Raw genomic sequence first — 14,557 nt, forward strand, 5'->3', positions numbered from 1 at the left:
GGGCGAAGCCCGCCCTCAGAGCAGGCGCGAGATCAGCGCGCCTTCAGCCGGGCCTTCCAGGGGGATGCGCACGCGCACCGGGTTGCCCTGGGCCACCTGCACGGGCTCGCCGTCGAGGTTGAACATCTTCTCCAGCAGCACCTGGCGGTTGCCCTGGGGGTGGATGATCTCCAGCGTGTCGCCCACCGAGAAGCGGTTCTTGGTCTCCACCTCCGCCATGCCGTCGGCATAGCTGCGCACTTCGCCCACGAAGTGGCTGCGCTGCAGCACCGAGTGGCCGGTCTCGTAGTTCTGGTAGTCCTGCGAGGGACGGCGCTCCAGCAGGCCGCCCGTGTAGCCACGGTTGGCCAGGCCTTCGAGTTCGGTGATCAGGTGGGGGTTGAAGGGGCGGCCGGCCACGGCATCGTCGATGGCGCGGCGGTAGACCTGGGCCGTGCGGGCCACGTAGTACAGGCTCTTGGTGCGGCCCTCGATCTTGAGCGAGTCCACGCCGATCTTCACCAGGCGCTCCACATGCTCCACGGCGCGCAGGTCCTTGGAGTTCATGATGTAGGTGCCGTGCTCGTCTTCCATGATGGGCATCAGCTCGCCGGGGCGGCCCTTTTCCTCCAGCAGGTAGACCTGCTCGGCCTTGGGGTGGCGCGCGCCGTCGCCGCAGGTGCTGGTGAACTGGCTGTCGGCTTCCTCGCGGGCCTTCTCGAAGCTGAAGTCCTGCTCCATGGTCTGGGCCAGGGCCTCGCCGGTATTGGGGTCCACGGCCGCGTCATGCGTCTTGTAGTCCCAGCGGCAGGCATTGGTGCAGGTGCCCTGGTTGGGATCGCGCCGGTTGAAGTAGCCCGACAGCAGGCAGCGGCCCGAGTAGGCGATGCACAGCGCGCCGTGCACGAAGACCTCGATCTCCATGTCCGGGCATTCCTGGCGGATCTTCTCGATCTCGTCCAGCGACAGCTCGCGCGACAGGATGATGCGCGAGACGCCGGCCTTCTGCCAGAACTTCACCGTGGCCCAGTTGGTGGTGTTGGCCTGCACCGAGAGATGGACCTCGGTCTCGGGCCACTTTTCCTTGACCATCATGATCAGGCCGGGGTCGGCCATGATCAGCGCGTCGGGCTTGCACTCGATCACGGGCTCGATGTCGCGGATATAGGTGCGCACCTTGTCGTTGTGGGCGATCAGGTTGCTGGTGACGAAGAATTTCTTGCCCCGCGCATGCGCCTCGGAGATGCCCTGGGCGATCTGTTCGAGGCGGAATTCGTTGTTGCGTGCGCGCAGGCTGTAGCGGGGTTGCCCGGCGTAGATGGCGTCGGCGCCAAAGTCGTAGGCCGCGCGCATCTTGTCGAGCGAGCCGGCCGGCAGCAGCAGTTCGGGGGCTTTGAGGGTCATGATCCCCGTATTGTCCTGCATAGCGCTTTCCAACATGGTTCGCTAAGGCTCAGGCGAGCCAAGCCCTTGCAGATGCACCAGCAACTGCCTTGCATGGGCGGGCAACTGGTCTTCCCGGGCCGTGCACAGCAGCAGCTGGCGCCGGGCCCAGGCATCGCTCAAGGGCACGGCGCGGGCGCCGCTGGCCGGGGCCAGGCGCTGCGCGGCTGCCGCCGGCATGACGGCCACGCCCACGCCCTGGCCCACCAGCTGGCAGATGCTGTCCAGGTGCTGCAGCTGGGCGCGCCAGCGCAACTGCCCTTCCGACGGCCCCCCCAGCAAGGCGGCCTGCTGGCGCACCAGCATCTGCAGGGCGGCATCGTGCGGCAGGCCCACCCAGTCTTCGGCCAGCAGCTCCTGCAAGGCCAGGCGCGTGCGCCGGGCCAGGCGGTGGCCGCGCGGCAGCACGGCCACCAGCGGGTCGGGGCGCCAGGGCGTGGCCTGCAGGCCGGTGGTGTCCTGCGCATCGCTGGCCACGCCGATGTCGCACAGGCCCTGGCGCAGCCGGTCCAGCACTTCGGCGCTGCCGCATTCCTGCAGCTCCAGCGCCACGCGCGGGTGGCTGCGCAGAAAGCCCGCCACGGCCAGCGGCAGGTGCTCGCCCACGGCCGAGGTGTTGCCGCAGACGCGCACATGGCCGGCCAGCCCCGCGCCGTACTCGGCCATGTCGCCGCGCAGGCGCTGCATCTGTGCCAGCACGCTGCGCGCATGCTGGCCCAGCGTGTGGCCGGCCGCCGTGGGCCGTACGCCGCGCGCCTGGCGAGCGAGCAGGGCGCAGCCCAGTTGCGCCTCCATGCCGCGCACGCGCTCGCTGGCCGAGGCCAGCGTCATGTGCGAGCGCCCGGCCGCCGCCGTGAGCGTGCCGCAGTCGAGGATATGGACGAACAGCTGCAGGTCGGTGAGGTCGAATCGCATGGCCTGTGGTGCTGAAGGATCAGGCCATGCCTGAGCCTTGGTTTGAAGATTCCCGATTGTGATCCCTTTGTTGGTGCACGAGCATGGCGCCATGAGGTTCAGGAAGGGCCTGAGCCAAGTCGGTGGAAAGTGCAGGGTGGCCGTGATGTGGGATGCGTGGTGGGTGCTGGCGGCGGCGGTGGCCGTGTTCGGGCTGGCCGGTGTCGTCAAGGGAGTGGTGGGCCTGGGCCTGCCCACGGTGTCCATGGCGCTGCTGGCGCTGTTCATGCCGGCCGGGCAGGCGGCGGCCTGGCTGCTGCTGCCGTCCCTGGTGACCAATGTGGTGCAGATGCGGCCCCTGCCATCGCTGCGGCCGCTGCTGCGGCGCCTGGGCTGGATGCAGCTGGGCATTGTCGCGGGCACGGTGGGCGGCATGCTGTGGTGGGGCCCGGTGGGCGAGGCCGCCGTGGCGCGCACGGCGCTGGGCGTGGCCCTGGTTGTGTATGCCCTGTGGGGCCTGTGGGGGCCAGGCCTGCAGGTGCCGCAGAGGCATCAGGCCTGGCTGGGCCTGTTGTGTGGTCTGTTGACGGGCGGGATCACGGCGTTGACCGGCGTGTTCGTGGTGCCGGCCGTGGCCTTTTTGCAATCGCTGGCGCTGGGCCGGCAGGCGCTGATGCAGGCCATGGGCCTGTGCTTCACGGTGTCCACGCTGGCGCTGGGCGCGGGCATGGCGCTGGCGCAGGGGCAGGGCCATGCCGCTTCGTCCTGGACGGGCTGGGGGGCCACGGCCCTGGTTTCCGCACTGATGCTGCTGCCCGCCCTGGCCGGCATGGCCTGGGGCGAGCGGCTGCGCCAGTCGCTGTCGCCCCAGGTTTTCAAGCGCGTGCTGATGCTGGGCCTGCTGGCCCTGGGCATCTACATGTGCGCCCGGGGCTAGCCCCGGGCGTTCAGGCGCGGAACACCTTCACGGGGCTGCCGCGCTCCACCTCCCAGTGCTGCTGGCTGCGCGTGCGCCGGGCCTGGCCCTCGCCCTGCGCGTTGAGGCGCGCCAGCTTCAGGGCCAGCAGCTCGCGCGCCAGCCGCTTGTTGGCGTGCTGGCTGCGCTCGCTCATGACCTTCACCGAGATCCCGCTGGGCACATGCAGGGCATGGACGGCGGAGTCCGTGGTGTTGACATGCTGGCCGCCCTTGCCCGAGGCCTTGCAGGCCTGGAAGACGATTTCGCCGTCTGCCGGCAATTGCCGGGGCGGCTCGCACTTCTGCACGGCAACAAACCAGTTCCTGCGCGGATGGTGGGGCCGCAGGGGACTGTCGAAGACCCACTGGATGGTGCCCAGCCAGGCGCCCAGCGTGCCGTGGAGCAGGCCGGTGTCGCCCTCGCAGCGCAGCAGCACGGACCTGTAGCCGGCCGGCGTGGGCGTTTCTTCCAGCACGTCCACGGTGATGCCGCTGGCGGCGCAGTCGCGCAGCAGCTCGCGCAGGGTCAGGCGCACGGCATGCTCGCACTCGGCGGGGCCGTGGGATGCGGTCAGCTGGATCAGCAGCATTGCATGGCTCCCTTCTTGTAGGTCAGCAGGGGGCGCAGCCGCGCCACCAGCTGCACCAGGCCGGCTTCCTGCAGGCTGGCGACGACGGAGTCCACGTCCTTGTAGGCCTGGGGGGCCTCCTCGTAGACCAGTTCGCGGTCGGCGCAGACCACGGCGCTGCCGAATTTTGTGCGCAGCAGTTCGTCCAGCGTGAAGCGCGGGCGCAGGCGGCCCATGCAATCGGTACGTGCCCACTTGCGGCCCGCGCCGTGCGCCAGCGAGTGCAGTGCCTCGTCACGCCCGGCCACGGGCCGCACAAGGTAGCTGTAGTCGCCGCGCGAACCCGGGATCACCACCAGACCCTGGTCGGCCGGCGTGGCGCCCTTGCGGTGCAAAAAGCCGTCTTCGCCGCGCCAGTGGTGGGCGATCACGTGGTTGTGGGTGATGTCCAGCAGGGCCTGGCCGCGCGTGCGCAGGGCGCGCAGCAGGCGTGCCGCAATGCTGGCGCGGTTCAGTTGGGCGAAGGCGATGGCGGCCGCGTGCTGGCGCAGGTACTGCGTGGCGGCATCGCTGCTGGCGGCCAGGCCGTCGTGACTGAAGGCCTCCACATGGGCGCGCAGGATGGCGCCGCCCAGCCCGCGCGAGCCGCTGTGCACCATGAGGTGCACGCGTTTCCTGTCGAGCGCGCCGTCCTCGTACAGCGTGTCCACCACCTGCAGTTCGGCAAAGTGGTTGCCGCCGCCAATGGTGCCCAGGCTGTCCTGCAGATACGCCAGGTCGGCCACGCCGCTGGCCTGGGCGATGTGCTCCAGCTGCTGCATGTCCACGGCGTCCAGCAGTTCCTGGGGCAGGGGGCCGTCGATGTTGCCCACCGCCTTTTCCAGCTTGGGGGCCGAGGTCTTGTGCGCCGCCAGCTTCGTGCTGTACAGCGACATGCCGCAGCCGATGTCGCCGCCGACCAGGGCCGGGTAGAAGCGGCCCACGGAAAAGAAGGCTGCCCCTACCGGGTAGCCCCGGCCCGGGTGCAGGTCCGGCAGGCCCACGGCTGCGCGCATGCCGGCCAGGTTGCGGGCCGTCGTTTGAAGTTGTTGGATGGCGGTGTCTTCAATCCAGACGCCGCGGTTGGCGAACACCTGAAGATGGATGTCCGGCCCCCCTGAGTCGCTGCGCGCCTTCCCCCCTCTCGCTTCGCGGGGGGAGACGACACCCTCGGTGCGGGGCGGCCCTTCCTCGGTGTCTCTGGCTTGAGTGATTGCGGGTGCCGCGTTTGCGCCACGGAATACTATGGAATTGCCCATGAATGGCTTTCGATCGAGTGCTTGGGGCACATTCCGGCAGATGCGGAATGCGCAATGGGCAGTCGCCGCAAGCTCGATGGACAGGCATCAGGAAAAGCGCACGCGCAGCCGAAAGCCGGGCCTCTTGCGGGGCCGGAAATCAGGTCTGCAGCGTGGCCTGGAGGCGCTAGGGCTTCAAGCGTGCACGACTGCAAAGGGACGTGTCGAATGGGACATGGGTTCTCTCCTTTGCGATGGTGGACGGGTGCCGCGAATGCGGCAAAGACGGGGATGCTAGGGACAAGCGGCCGGTGCCGCAAGCGAAGTCGCAGGCGCGTGGCGGATTGCATACAACGCAAGATGGAAAAAGCCCCGCCGGCAGGTACCGGCGGGGCTTTTTGATGAAGGGCCTGCGCCCGTTCAGTCCTGCGGGCGGAAGTCGATGACCAGATCCGAGGGCACGCGGCCATCGATGTCGCGCGGCAGCGTCTCGGTCTTTTGCAGCGCGCGGATGACGGCATCGTCCCAGGCCTTGTTGCCGCTGGATTTGGCGATGGTGGCACTCGTAATGGTGCCGTCGGGTGCTGCGCGCACGCGCACCTCGGCACGCGGGTTACCGCTGATGGCGTCCGGGTAGACGATGTTGGGCCTGACGCGTGCCGCCACTTTAGGACCATAGCCTGCGGACGGGCCTCCTGCCGAACTGCCCGAGCCATTGCTCTTGCCTCCGCCCGATCCTTGGCTCGCCGAGCCGCCGCTGCCAGCCATGTTTTGCATGCGCTGGATATTTGCTTGGCGGCGTGCCTCGGCTTCCTTGGCCTCGCGGGCTTCCTTGGCTGCCTGTTCCTTCTTGCGCTTGTCCTCGGCGGCCTTCTTCTCGGCTTCTGCCTTGGCGGCCTTTTCGGCCTTTTCTTTCTCCGCCTTCTCGGCTTTCTCGCGCTCGGCCTTGTCCTTGGCAGCTTTTTCCTTGTCCGCCTTTTCCTTTTCGGCCTTGTCCTTCTTTTGCTGCTCCAGGCGGTCCTTGCGGTCCTGCTCGGCCTTGTCCTTTTTCTGCTGCTCGAGCTTGTCGCGGCGGTCCTTCTCGGCTTTTTCCGCCTTCTCGCGCTCGGCCTTGTCCTTGGCCGCCTTCTCGGCCTTTTCCTTGTCCAGGCGCTCCTGGCGTTCCTTTTCGCGCTGCTCGCGGGCGGCCTGTTCGGCGCGCTCCTTCTTTTGCTGCTCGATCTTGCGCTTCTTCTCCAGCGCGATCTCGGCCTCGCGGTCGTCGTCCACGGCCTGCGGCTTGGGAGGTGGGGGCGGCGCAATCACGGGCGCGGGCGGCGGCGGTGGCGGCTGGGGAACGGGCTCGGGCGCAGGTGGCGGGGGAGGCGCGGGCACGGGCAGGGCAGGGGCCGGCGCGGCCGTGGACCAGAACTCGGCCTCGACCATGGGCTCGTCGGCCTGCTTCGGGGGGCGCACGGTCCACAGCATGGCGGCTACGAGCAGCCCGTGCGCGGCCACGGCCATGGCCCACGAACGGGTGCGGCCGCGCGTGCGCGGCGGTGCGAACTGGTCGTGGTCTTGCAGGTTGGGCATGGAGTCGAAGGCGGGCGGCGCTGCTTACTGGGAGGACTTGACGCCGAAGGCCACGCGCTTGACGCCGGCCGATTGCAGGGCCGACATGGCGGCCATCACGGTCTCGAAGGGCAGCTTCTTGTCGGCCGAGATCAGCACGGCGCTGTCGTCGCTTTGCTGGTCCTGCCAGCTCCTGGCGACCGCGCCCAGTTCCTGGATCGTGACGGTCTTGTCGGTGCTGCCGGCCTTGATGCGGATGCCGCCGTCCTTGTCGATCATCACGTCGGCGCGCTTCGGGGGCGTGCGCGCGGCCTTGCCGGCACTGGGCACGTTGATGGAGCCCGGCGTGAGCATCGGCGCCGTCACCATGAAGATGATGAGCAGCACCAGCATCACGTCGATGAAGGGCACCATGTTGATCTCGTTGACGGTGCGGCGGCTGCGGCCGCCGCGCGAGGCTACTGCGGGCATGTGCTCACTCCTTGCAAACTGTGCGCGACTTCAATGGCCGGACGGGGTGCTGGAGCCGGTCGCACCCACGTTGCGCTGCAGGATGTTGGAGAACTCTTCGATGAAGGTTTCCTGCTGGCTGGCCACGCGGTCGATCTGGTGGGCGTAGCGGTTGTAGGCCGTGACGGCCGGGATGGCGGCGAACAGGCCCATGGCCGTGGCCACCAGCGCCTCGGCAATGCCGGGGGCCACGGTGGCCAGCGTGATCTGCTCCATGTTGGCAAAGCCGGTGAAGGCGTGCATCACGCCCCAGACGGTGCCGAACAGGCCCACGTAGGGAGAGACCGAGCCCACGGTGCCCAGGAAGGACAGGCCCGATTCGACCTCGTCCATCTCGCGCTGGAAGCTGGCGCGCATGGCGCGGCGGGTGCCGTCCATCAATTGGTTCACATCGGCGATGCGGCGCTCGCGCAGCTTCTGGTACTCGCGCATGCCGCTGGCGAAGATGCGTTCCATGGGGCCGCCCTGCTTGGCGTGGTGGGCCGCCGAGGCATAGAGGTCGTTGAGGCTGGTGCCCGACCAGAAGTCCTGCTCGAAGCCGTCGTTGAGCGTGCGCACGCGCTTCAAGGTCTGCGACTTGCGGAAGATGGTGGCCCAGCTGGCCACCGAGGCGCCCACAAGGATCAGCATGACCAGCTGCACGACCCAGCTGGCCTGCAGCACGAGGCTGAGTATGGACATGTCATGGGAGTTCATGAGAGTTGCTCCAGGATGCGGTTCGGAATTCTTGCGGGGCGCATGGTCGAGCCATCCACCCATCCAATGCGGATCGTGCCTTCGCACAACAGGGGCGGCGGCGCATTGCCATCGCCGGCGGATGCCAGCAGCGCCTGCTGGCGTATTGTCAGCGAAGCGCGGCCACTGCTTTGCAGCTCGGCGGTAACAAGGAGTTGGTCATCGAGCCGGGCCGCCCGCAGGTATTGCAGCTGGGCCTGGGTTACGACAAACATGCCGCCCGTTTGTTCCCGCAGCTGCTGCTGGCCTATGCCCAGGGCGCGCAGCCACTCGGTGCGGGCGCGCTCGAAGAACTTGAGGTAGTTGGCGTAGAACACGATGCCGCCGGCATCGGTGTCCTCCCAGTAGACGCGGATGGGAAATTCGAAGGCCATGTGCGGCGGGCCTCAGGCCAGCAGGCGCTGCAGGCGGCGCACGGCCTCCTGCAGCTGTTCCATGGAGTTGGCCGTCGAAAAGCGCACGAAGTCGGCGGTCTCGAACGTGCCGAAGTCGCGGCCCGGCGTGATGGCCAGGTGGGCGCGCTCCATGACGGCGTAGGCAAAGTCCCAGCTGCCCTGGACGCCGAGCCTGGCGGCAGCGGCACGGCAGTCGGCCCAGGCGTAGAAGGCGCCGTCGGGCTGCACGGGCACGGGCAGGCCCAGGGCCTCGAGCGCGGGGATGAAGAAGTCGCGCCGGGCCTTGAACTCGGCGCGGCGGCGTTCGTACTCGGCAATGGACTCGGGCTCGAAGCAGGCCAGGGCGGCGCGCTGCGAGACGGTGCTGGCGCAGATGAAGAGGTTCTGCGCCACGCGCTCGACCACGGGCACCATGGCCTCGGGCACCACCATCCAGCCCAGGCGCCAGCCCGTCATGTTGAAGTACTTGCTGAAGCTGTTGATGCTGATCACGTCCTCGCCCAGCGCCAGCGCGGTCTGGCCGAAAGCCGCATCGTACGAAAGGCCCAGGTAGATCTCGTCGATGATGGTCAGCCCGTCCCTGGCGCGCACCACGTCGAGGATGCGGCGCAGCTCGGCCGGCGCAATCGAGGTGCCGGTGGGGTTGGAGGGCGAGGCCAGCAGCACGCCGCGTGTGTGCTCGTTCCAGGCGGCCTCGACCTTGTCGGCGCTCAGCTGGTAGCGCTCGGCCGCCGTGGTCGGCACCATCACGGCCCGGCCTTCGGCTGCGCTCACGAAGTGGCGGTTGCAGGGATAGCTGGGGTCGGGCATGAGGATTTCGTCGCCCGCGTCGATGGTCGCCAGGCAGGCCAGCTGCAGCGCGGCCGAGGCGCCGGCCGTGACCACGATGCGCCGCGCCGGCACATCCACGCCGAAGCGCTGCGCATACCAGTGGCTGATGCGCTCGCGCAGCTGGGGCAGGCCCAGGGCCGGCGTGTACTGCGTGGCGCCGTCCTGCACGGCACGGGCCGCAGCCTCCTGCACCAGCGGGGGCGCGGTGAAGTCGGGCTCGCCGATGTTCAGGAAGATCATCGGCGTGTCGCTGTCCGCGCAGCCGCGCGCCATCTCCTGCGCCGCCTTGGCGATCTCCATCACGTAAAAGGGCTCAATGCGGTCGGCGCGGGTCGAAAACTTCATGACGGGTGAAATCCTGAAAGAGGCGCCCGCGCCCGGCAGGCGCGGGCGGGCCAGGGACGGCCGGATGCGGCGGGGCCTGTGCCCCGGTGGATGCAGGAGCGTGGCAGGACGCGCTTCAGCCGGCCTGGCCGGCCGCGTCGTCGGCCGCAGGCGCGGCCGGCGCAGCAGGCGCTGCGCTGCTCTTTGCGGCGCGGTCGTGTGCCACCTCATCGGCGCGCAGCGTGGGCGCCAGGCCGTTGAGCACGGCGTTCACGTACTTGTGGCCGTCGGTGCCGCCGAATTCCTTGGCCAGCTCGATGCACTCGTTGAGCACCACGCGCCAGGGCACGTCCATGCAGTGCTGGAATTCATAGACGCCTATCCACATGCTGGCGTGCTCGATGGGCGAGATCTCGGCCATGGTGCGGTCCAGCTTGGGGGCGATCAGTGCGTCCAGGTCCACCTGGGAGTTGATGCAGCCGCGCAGCAGCGCGTCGTAGTGCACCGAGTCGGCCTTGTGAAAGCCCGACAGGTCGCGCGTGAAGCGGTCGATGGCCTCCACGTCGTTGCCGCCCACCAGGTGCTGGTACAGGGCCTGCAGCGCAAATTCACGCGCGCGGCTGCGGTTGGACTTGGAGGCGGCCTTGCGCGCGCCGGTGCTGGTCAGGCCGGTGCGGCTCTGGCGGGGAGGGCGTGCGGAGGCCGGTGTGGAGTGTTCGTCGCTCATGGTCGGTCAATGGTTTGGAGCAGGTTGGCCATTTCCACGGCGACCCGGGCCGCGTCGCGTCCCTTTTCGGTCTGGCGTGCAATGGCCTGCTCGGTGTTCTCGGTGGTGATGATCGCGTTGGCGATCGGCAGCTGGTAGTCCAGGGCCAGGCGCGTGACACCCGCACCCGATTCGTTGGCCACCAGCTCGAAGTGGTATGTCTCCCCACGGATGATGCAGCCCAGCGCCACCAGGGCGTCGTAGCGGTCGGACTCGGCCATCGCCTGCAGCGCCACGGGCACTTCGAGGGCGCCGGGCACGGTGACGTGGTCGATGTTTCCGGCCTGCACGCCCAGGGCCAGCAGCTCTTCGCGGCAGGCCTGGGTCAGGCTGTTGGTGATGCTTTCATTGAAGCGGGCCTGCACGATGCCAATGCGCAGTTGCGCACCATCAAGATTCAGGGCCTGGCCCTTTTCTGCGTTCAACATTTCTTATTCCTTGGGGATGTAGCCGCTGATTTCGAGGCCGTAGCCGGCCATGCTGGGCAGGCGGCGCGGCTGGCCCATGAGCTGCATGCGCTGCACGCCGCACTCGCGCAGGATCTGCGCGCCCACGCCATAGGTGCGCAGGTCCATGCGGCCGCGCTCGGGCGCCTGGGCGGCGCGTGCGCTGCCGTCGAACTGGGCCAGCAGCTGGTCGCCGCTTTCGCCGCAGTTGAGCAGCACGGCCACGCCGTGGCCCTGGCGGGCGATGTATTCGAGGCTGGTGTCCAGGCTCCAGGAATGCAGGGTGCGGCCGGTCTCCAGCGCATCCAGCACGGACAGCGGCTCATGCACGCGCACGGGCACGGGCGTGTCGGCATCCCACTGGCCCTTGACCAGGGCCAGGTGCACGGACTGGCTGGGCAGGTCGCGGAAGGCATGGGCGATGAACTCGCCGTGCGCCGTCTGCAGCGGGCGCTCGCCGACCTTGCTGAGCAGAGTTTCGTTGCGGCTGCGGTACTGGATCAGGTCGGCAATGGTGCCGATCTTCAGGCCGTGCTCGGCCGCGAACAGCTGCAGGTCGGGCAGGCGGGCCATGGTGCCGTCGTCCTTCATGATCTCGCAGATCACGGCGGCGGGGCTGCAGCCGGCCAGGGCGGCGAAGTCGCAGCCGGCCTCGGTGTGACCGGCGCGCATGAGCACGCCGCCGTCGACGGCCTGCAGCGGGAAGATGTGGCCCGGCTGGACCAGGTCCGTGGGCTTGGAGTCCTTGGCCACGGCGGCCTGCACGGTACGGGCGCGGTCGGCGGCGGAGATGCCGGTGGTCACGCCCTCGGCCGCTTCGATGGAGACGGTGAAGGCCGTGCTGTACACGGTGCCGTTGCGCGCGGCCATGGGCGGCAGCTTCAGGTATTCGCAGCGCTCGCGCGTGAGCGTCAGGCAGATCAGGCCGCGGCCGAAGCGCGCCATGAAGTTGATCGCCTCGGGGGTGACATGGTCGGCGGCCAGCACCAGGTCGCCTTCGTTCTCGCGGTCTTCCTCATCGACGAGGATGACCATGCGGCCCGCGCGCATGTCGGCAATGATGTCTTCCACCGGCGAGATGGGCACGGGGGACGTGGAGTTGTTCATGGAGTGCCTTCTGGAGGAGCCGGGTCGTGCGGACGGGGCGCGGCACACGCGCCGGCTTCCTCGGCCTGGCAGGCGTCAGAAGTGGGCTTCCAAAGAACGTGTGGCGCGGCGCAGCCGCTGTCGGCAATCGGCATGACCCGGAATGACCTTGCGAAAGCGCACATTCTATTCCAGCGGCCATCGGCCGCAGGCGGCGCGGGCTTTGGCCGGATTCAGGGGCCGGGGTCCTGCAGCACCACATCGCCTTCGGGATAGGCGATGCAGGGCAGCACGCAGCCCTCGGCCCGCTCCTCGCGCGTCACGCCCGGCCATTCGATCTCGTAGCGCACGCTGCCCGACACCAGCTGCCCGATGCAGGTGCGGCAGGTGCCGTTGCGGCAGGAACTGGGCCAGTCCACGCCGCCCTGCTCCAGCGAGTGCAACAGCGGCTGGTCGGCCCAGGCATCGACCTGCAGACCGCTGGGCGTGAGGCGGGCCGTGAAGAAGGGCGGGGAAAAAGGGGAGGAGGCGGGGGAATCCTGGCTCATGGTTATCAAGGGGGGGGGGGCTGCAATTCTGTGGGGCGAAGGGTGTTTGTACCCTGTATCGGGCTCTGTATCGGGCCTATATCAGGCAATGTCTGGCACCAGGGGCCGGGTTGAGGTGGGTCTCCCGGGCAGCGGTCAGCGGTGCGCTAGGCTTGGCTCCATGCATATCAAGCCCTACCTCCTGCCTGTGCTCGTTTTCCTGCTGGTCGGTCCCGGTGTGGGCGTGCTGACCGTGATGCTTGTGGGCGCGGACGGTGCGCCGGTCCTGCCGGTGAACTGGCTGCTCGTCGTGTTCGGCTACGGCATAGGTGCTGTTCCTGCCGCTTTGGCGGGGATGATCTATGTGGTCGGCTGGCCTCTCAGGGGCCTGCTCCAGGTACTGAGCACCAGGGAGTTCGGCGCCGTGCTGGGTGCGGTGAGCGGTGTCGCCGCGCTGGCTGCATGCTTTTCAGCGACCTCCGGCACGCCGTTTCCCAAATCCCTCGGCGTCTATGTCTTTCCCCTGGTTGCCGGTGCCGTCTGCGGGGCGCTTGCAGCGCATGCGCGTGATGAGGCCTGTGAGGGGAGCGGGTCGCAAGGCGTTTGAACGCGTCCGGCTGCGACGCACAGGTTTGCCTGTTTTTTGAGCAATTGGCTGGCTTGTTTGTCAAATCAATGACTTATGTTGCGAATTCGGCATTTTTGGCGGCTTGTCCACATGCTTGTCCAGTACGAATGGGGGTAAATGCGTACATGCAGGTTGCGCGGTGGATAAGCGGGACGTGGCCCGAAAATCCGGGGTCTTCTGCCTATTTTTTAAGCGATCCTCCTGTTTTTCTTTTAAATCAATGACTTGCGTGCCTTATCCCGCCCGCTGTGAAAGTTGTTCACAAGATTGTTCAGGGTGAGGCGGGATAAGTCGGGCACACGACTTGTGGATTTGATTAAAAAATAGGCAAAACGAAAAAATCGAATCAAAACAATTACTTAACCAGCCAGTCCCGAGCCTGCACATGGTTTTCCACAGGCTTGTCACGAAATGATGGGGACAAGGCCGGCGGGCCTGCCGCAGTCGCTTCGGCAACCGGAATGCGGCCGGCGTCCGTCTACATTGCTGGGTGGCCGGTGCCCTGCCATCCGGAGGGCGCAACCGGCATCCAACGACACAAAGGGAGCATCTCCATGGCGATTGAGTTTGAAGGCCGCGTGGCCATCGTGACGGGGGCCGGCGGCGGCCTGGGGCGCCTGCATGCGCTGGCGCTGGCGGCGCGCGGCGCCAAGGTGCTGGTCAATGATCTGGGCGGCGCGGTCGATGGCAGCGGCGGTTCGGCCACGGCGGCCCAGGCCGTGGTGGACGAGATCCGCGCGGCGGGCGGCCAGGCGCTGGCCAACGGTGCATCGGTCACCGATTTCGAGGCCGTGCAGGCCATGGTGCAGCAGGCCGTCGATGCCTGGGGCCGCGTGGACATCCTGGTCAACAACGCCGGCATCCTGCGCGACAAGAGCTTTGCCAAGATGGGCATGGACGACTTCCGCCTGGTGGTGGAAGTGCACCTGATGGGCGCCGCGCATTGCTGCAAGGCCGTGTGGCCGCACATGCAGGCGCAGAACTACGGGCGCATCGTGATGACCACGTCTTCCACGGGCCTGTACGGCAACTTCGGCCAGGCCAACTATGGCGCGGCCAAGCTGGCCCAGGTCGGCCTCATGCAGACCCTGGCCATAGAAGGCGCCAAGCACGGCATCCATGTGAATGCGCTGGCACCCACGGCGGCCACCCGCATGACGGAAGGCCTGATGCCCGAGGCCGTGCTGGCCGCCCTCAAGCCCGAGGCCGTGGTGCCCGCCATGCTGGTGCTGGCCCACGAAAGTGCGCCCACACGCACCACGCTGTGCGCAGGCGCGGGCGGCTTCGAGGCCGCCTTCATCACGCTGACCGAAGGCGTTTACCTGGGCCAGGGCGAGCAGGTGCCGGAACAACTGGCCGCGCAACTGGCCCAGGTGCTGGACCGCAGCGGCGAACAGGTGCCCGCCAGCGGCGCCGCGCAGGGCACGCTGGAAGTGGGCAAGGCCATGGCCGCTGCCCGTTGATGAAGCGGGGGCCGGCCAGAGATTTCGCCGCTGGCCGGCCGTCCCTTGCCCGGTATCAAGGCAGCGCCGGCCGGGAGGGCGAAACTCTGACATATTCCTTTCGCTCGCGGCGATCCCATGCGGGGCAACAGGCCAAAACGCGTGGTTAAGCGGACAGGCGCCATCGCGTTTCCTGC

16 protein-coding genes are annotated in these 14,557 nt (G+C 68.0%); 3 read left to right on the forward strand and 13 right to left on the reverse strand.

Annotated features, from left to right (window positions below):
- Positions 1–15 precede the first annotated feature (15 nt).
- Positions 16–1,404, reverse strand: a complete 1,389-nt coding sequence (gene trhP, locus AC5I49_RS24125) for a prephenate-dependent tRNA uridine(34) hydroxylase TrhP (protein WP_016453913.1) — start codon at positions 1,402–1,404, stop codon at positions 16–18.
- Between the two features lie 21 nt (positions 1,405–1,425).
- Complete coding sequence (locus tag AC5I49_RS24130; RefSeq protein WP_043792357.1) at positions 1,426–2,337, reverse strand: LysR family transcriptional regulator; 912 nt, start codon at positions 2,335–2,337, stop codon at positions 1,426–1,428.
- A 145-nt stretch (positions 2,338–2,482) separates the two neighbouring features.
- On the opposite strand from AC5I49_RS24130, the gene AC5I49_RS24135 reads away from it, so the two are divergent.
- On the forward strand, positions 2,483–3,253 hold the full coding sequence (locus AC5I49_RS24135) for a sulfite exporter TauE/SafE family protein (RefSeq protein ID WP_495790027.1): 771 nt from the start codon (positions 2,483–2,485) through the stop codon (positions 3,251–3,253).
- A gap of 10 nt (positions 3,254–3,263) precedes the next feature.
- On the opposite strand, the gene prfH is transcribed toward AC5I49_RS24135, so the two are convergent.
- From prfH to AC5I49_RS24190, 11 genes are all read right to left on the reverse strand, one after another.
- Positions 3,264–3,863: a peptide chain release factor H gene (gene prfH / locus AC5I49_RS24140; protein WP_043792355.1), complete on the reverse strand. Its 600-nt coding sequence runs from the start codon at positions 3,861–3,863 to the stop codon at positions 3,264–3,266.
- Positions 3,854–5,140: an RNA ligase RtcB family protein gene (locus AC5I49_RS24145; protein ID WP_495790015.1), complete on the reverse strand. Its 1,287-nt coding sequence runs from the start codon at positions 5,138–5,140 to the stop codon at positions 3,854–3,856. Before AC5I49_RS24145 ends, prfH begins: the two co-directional genes overlap by 10 nt.
- A 399-nt stretch (positions 5,141–5,539) precedes the next feature.
- A complete protein-coding gene (tolA, locus tag AC5I49_RS24150; RefSeq protein ID WP_495790016.1) occupies positions 5,540–6,691 on the reverse strand; it encodes a cell envelope integrity protein TolA in 1,152 nt (383 codons plus the stop codon).
- 24 nt (positions 6,692–6,715) lie between these two features.
- Positions 6,716–7,141, reverse strand: coding sequence for a biopolymer transporter ExbD (locus AC5I49_RS24155; protein WP_016453907.1), 426 nt, complete (start codon positions 7,139–7,141; stop codon positions 6,716–6,718).
- A 30-nt stretch (positions 7,142–7,171) separates the two neighbouring features.
- Positions 7,172–7,876 (reverse strand): protein TolQ, encoded by a 705-nt coding sequence (tolQ, locus tag AC5I49_RS24160; protein ID WP_016450454.1) that lies wholly within the window; start codon positions 7,874–7,876, stop codon positions 7,172–7,174.
- Positions 7,873–8,289, reverse strand: coding sequence for a tol-pal system-associated acyl-CoA thioesterase (gene ybgC, locus AC5I49_RS24165; RefSeq protein ID WP_016450455.1), 417 nt, complete (start codon positions 8,287–8,289; stop codon positions 7,873–7,875). Before ybgC ends, tolQ begins: the two co-directional genes overlap by 4 nt.
- Positions 8,290–8,301: 12 nt before the next feature.
- On the reverse strand, positions 8,302–9,486 hold the full coding sequence (locus tag AC5I49_RS24170; RefSeq protein ID WP_495790017.1) for a pyridoxal phosphate-dependent aminotransferase: 1,185 nt from the start codon (positions 9,484–9,486) through the stop codon (positions 8,302–8,304).
- A gap of 115 nt (positions 9,487–9,601) precedes the next feature.
- The gene (gene nusB / locus AC5I49_RS24175; protein WP_016453904.1) at positions 9,602–10,192 is read right to left on the reverse strand and encodes a transcription antitermination factor NusB; all 591 of its coding nucleotides are present in this window, start codon (positions 10,190–10,192) and stop codon (positions 9,602–9,604) included.
- Positions 10,189–10,659: a 6,7-dimethyl-8-ribityllumazine synthase gene (gene ribH / locus AC5I49_RS24180; protein ID WP_016450458.1), complete on the reverse strand. Its 471-nt coding sequence runs from the start codon at positions 10,657–10,659 to the stop codon at positions 10,189–10,191. The genes nusB and ribH overlap by 4 nt, the downstream gene beginning before the upstream one ends.
- Positions 10,660–10,662: 3 nt before the next feature.
- The gene (ribBA, locus tag AC5I49_RS24185) at positions 10,663–11,784 is read right to left on the reverse strand and encodes a bifunctional 3,4-dihydroxy-2-butanone-4-phosphate synthase/GTP cyclohydrolase II (protein WP_016450459.1); all 1,122 of its coding nucleotides are present in this window, start codon (positions 11,782–11,784) and stop codon (positions 10,663–10,665) included.
- A gap of 212 nt (positions 11,785–11,996) precedes the next feature.
- Positions 11,997–12,311, reverse strand: coding sequence for a 2Fe-2S iron-sulfur cluster-binding protein (locus tag AC5I49_RS24190; RefSeq protein WP_016450460.1), 315 nt, complete (start codon positions 12,309–12,311; stop codon positions 11,997–11,999).
- A gap of 160 nt (positions 12,312–12,471) precedes the next feature.
- On the opposite strand from AC5I49_RS24190, the gene AC5I49_RS24195 reads away from it, so the two are divergent.
- A complete protein-coding gene (locus AC5I49_RS24195) occupies positions 12,472–12,897 on the forward strand; it encodes a hypothetical protein (protein WP_046986599.1) in 426 nt (141 codons plus the stop codon).
- A 575-nt stretch (positions 12,898–13,472) separates the two neighbouring features.
- Positions 13,473–14,381 (forward strand): SDR family NAD(P)-dependent oxidoreductase, encoded by a 909-nt coding sequence (locus tag AC5I49_RS24200; protein ID WP_016450462.1) that lies wholly within the window; start codon positions 13,473–13,475, stop codon positions 14,379–14,381.
- Positions 14,382–14,557 lie beyond the last annotated feature (176 nt).

This window comes from Delftia sp. (assembly GCF_059499305.1).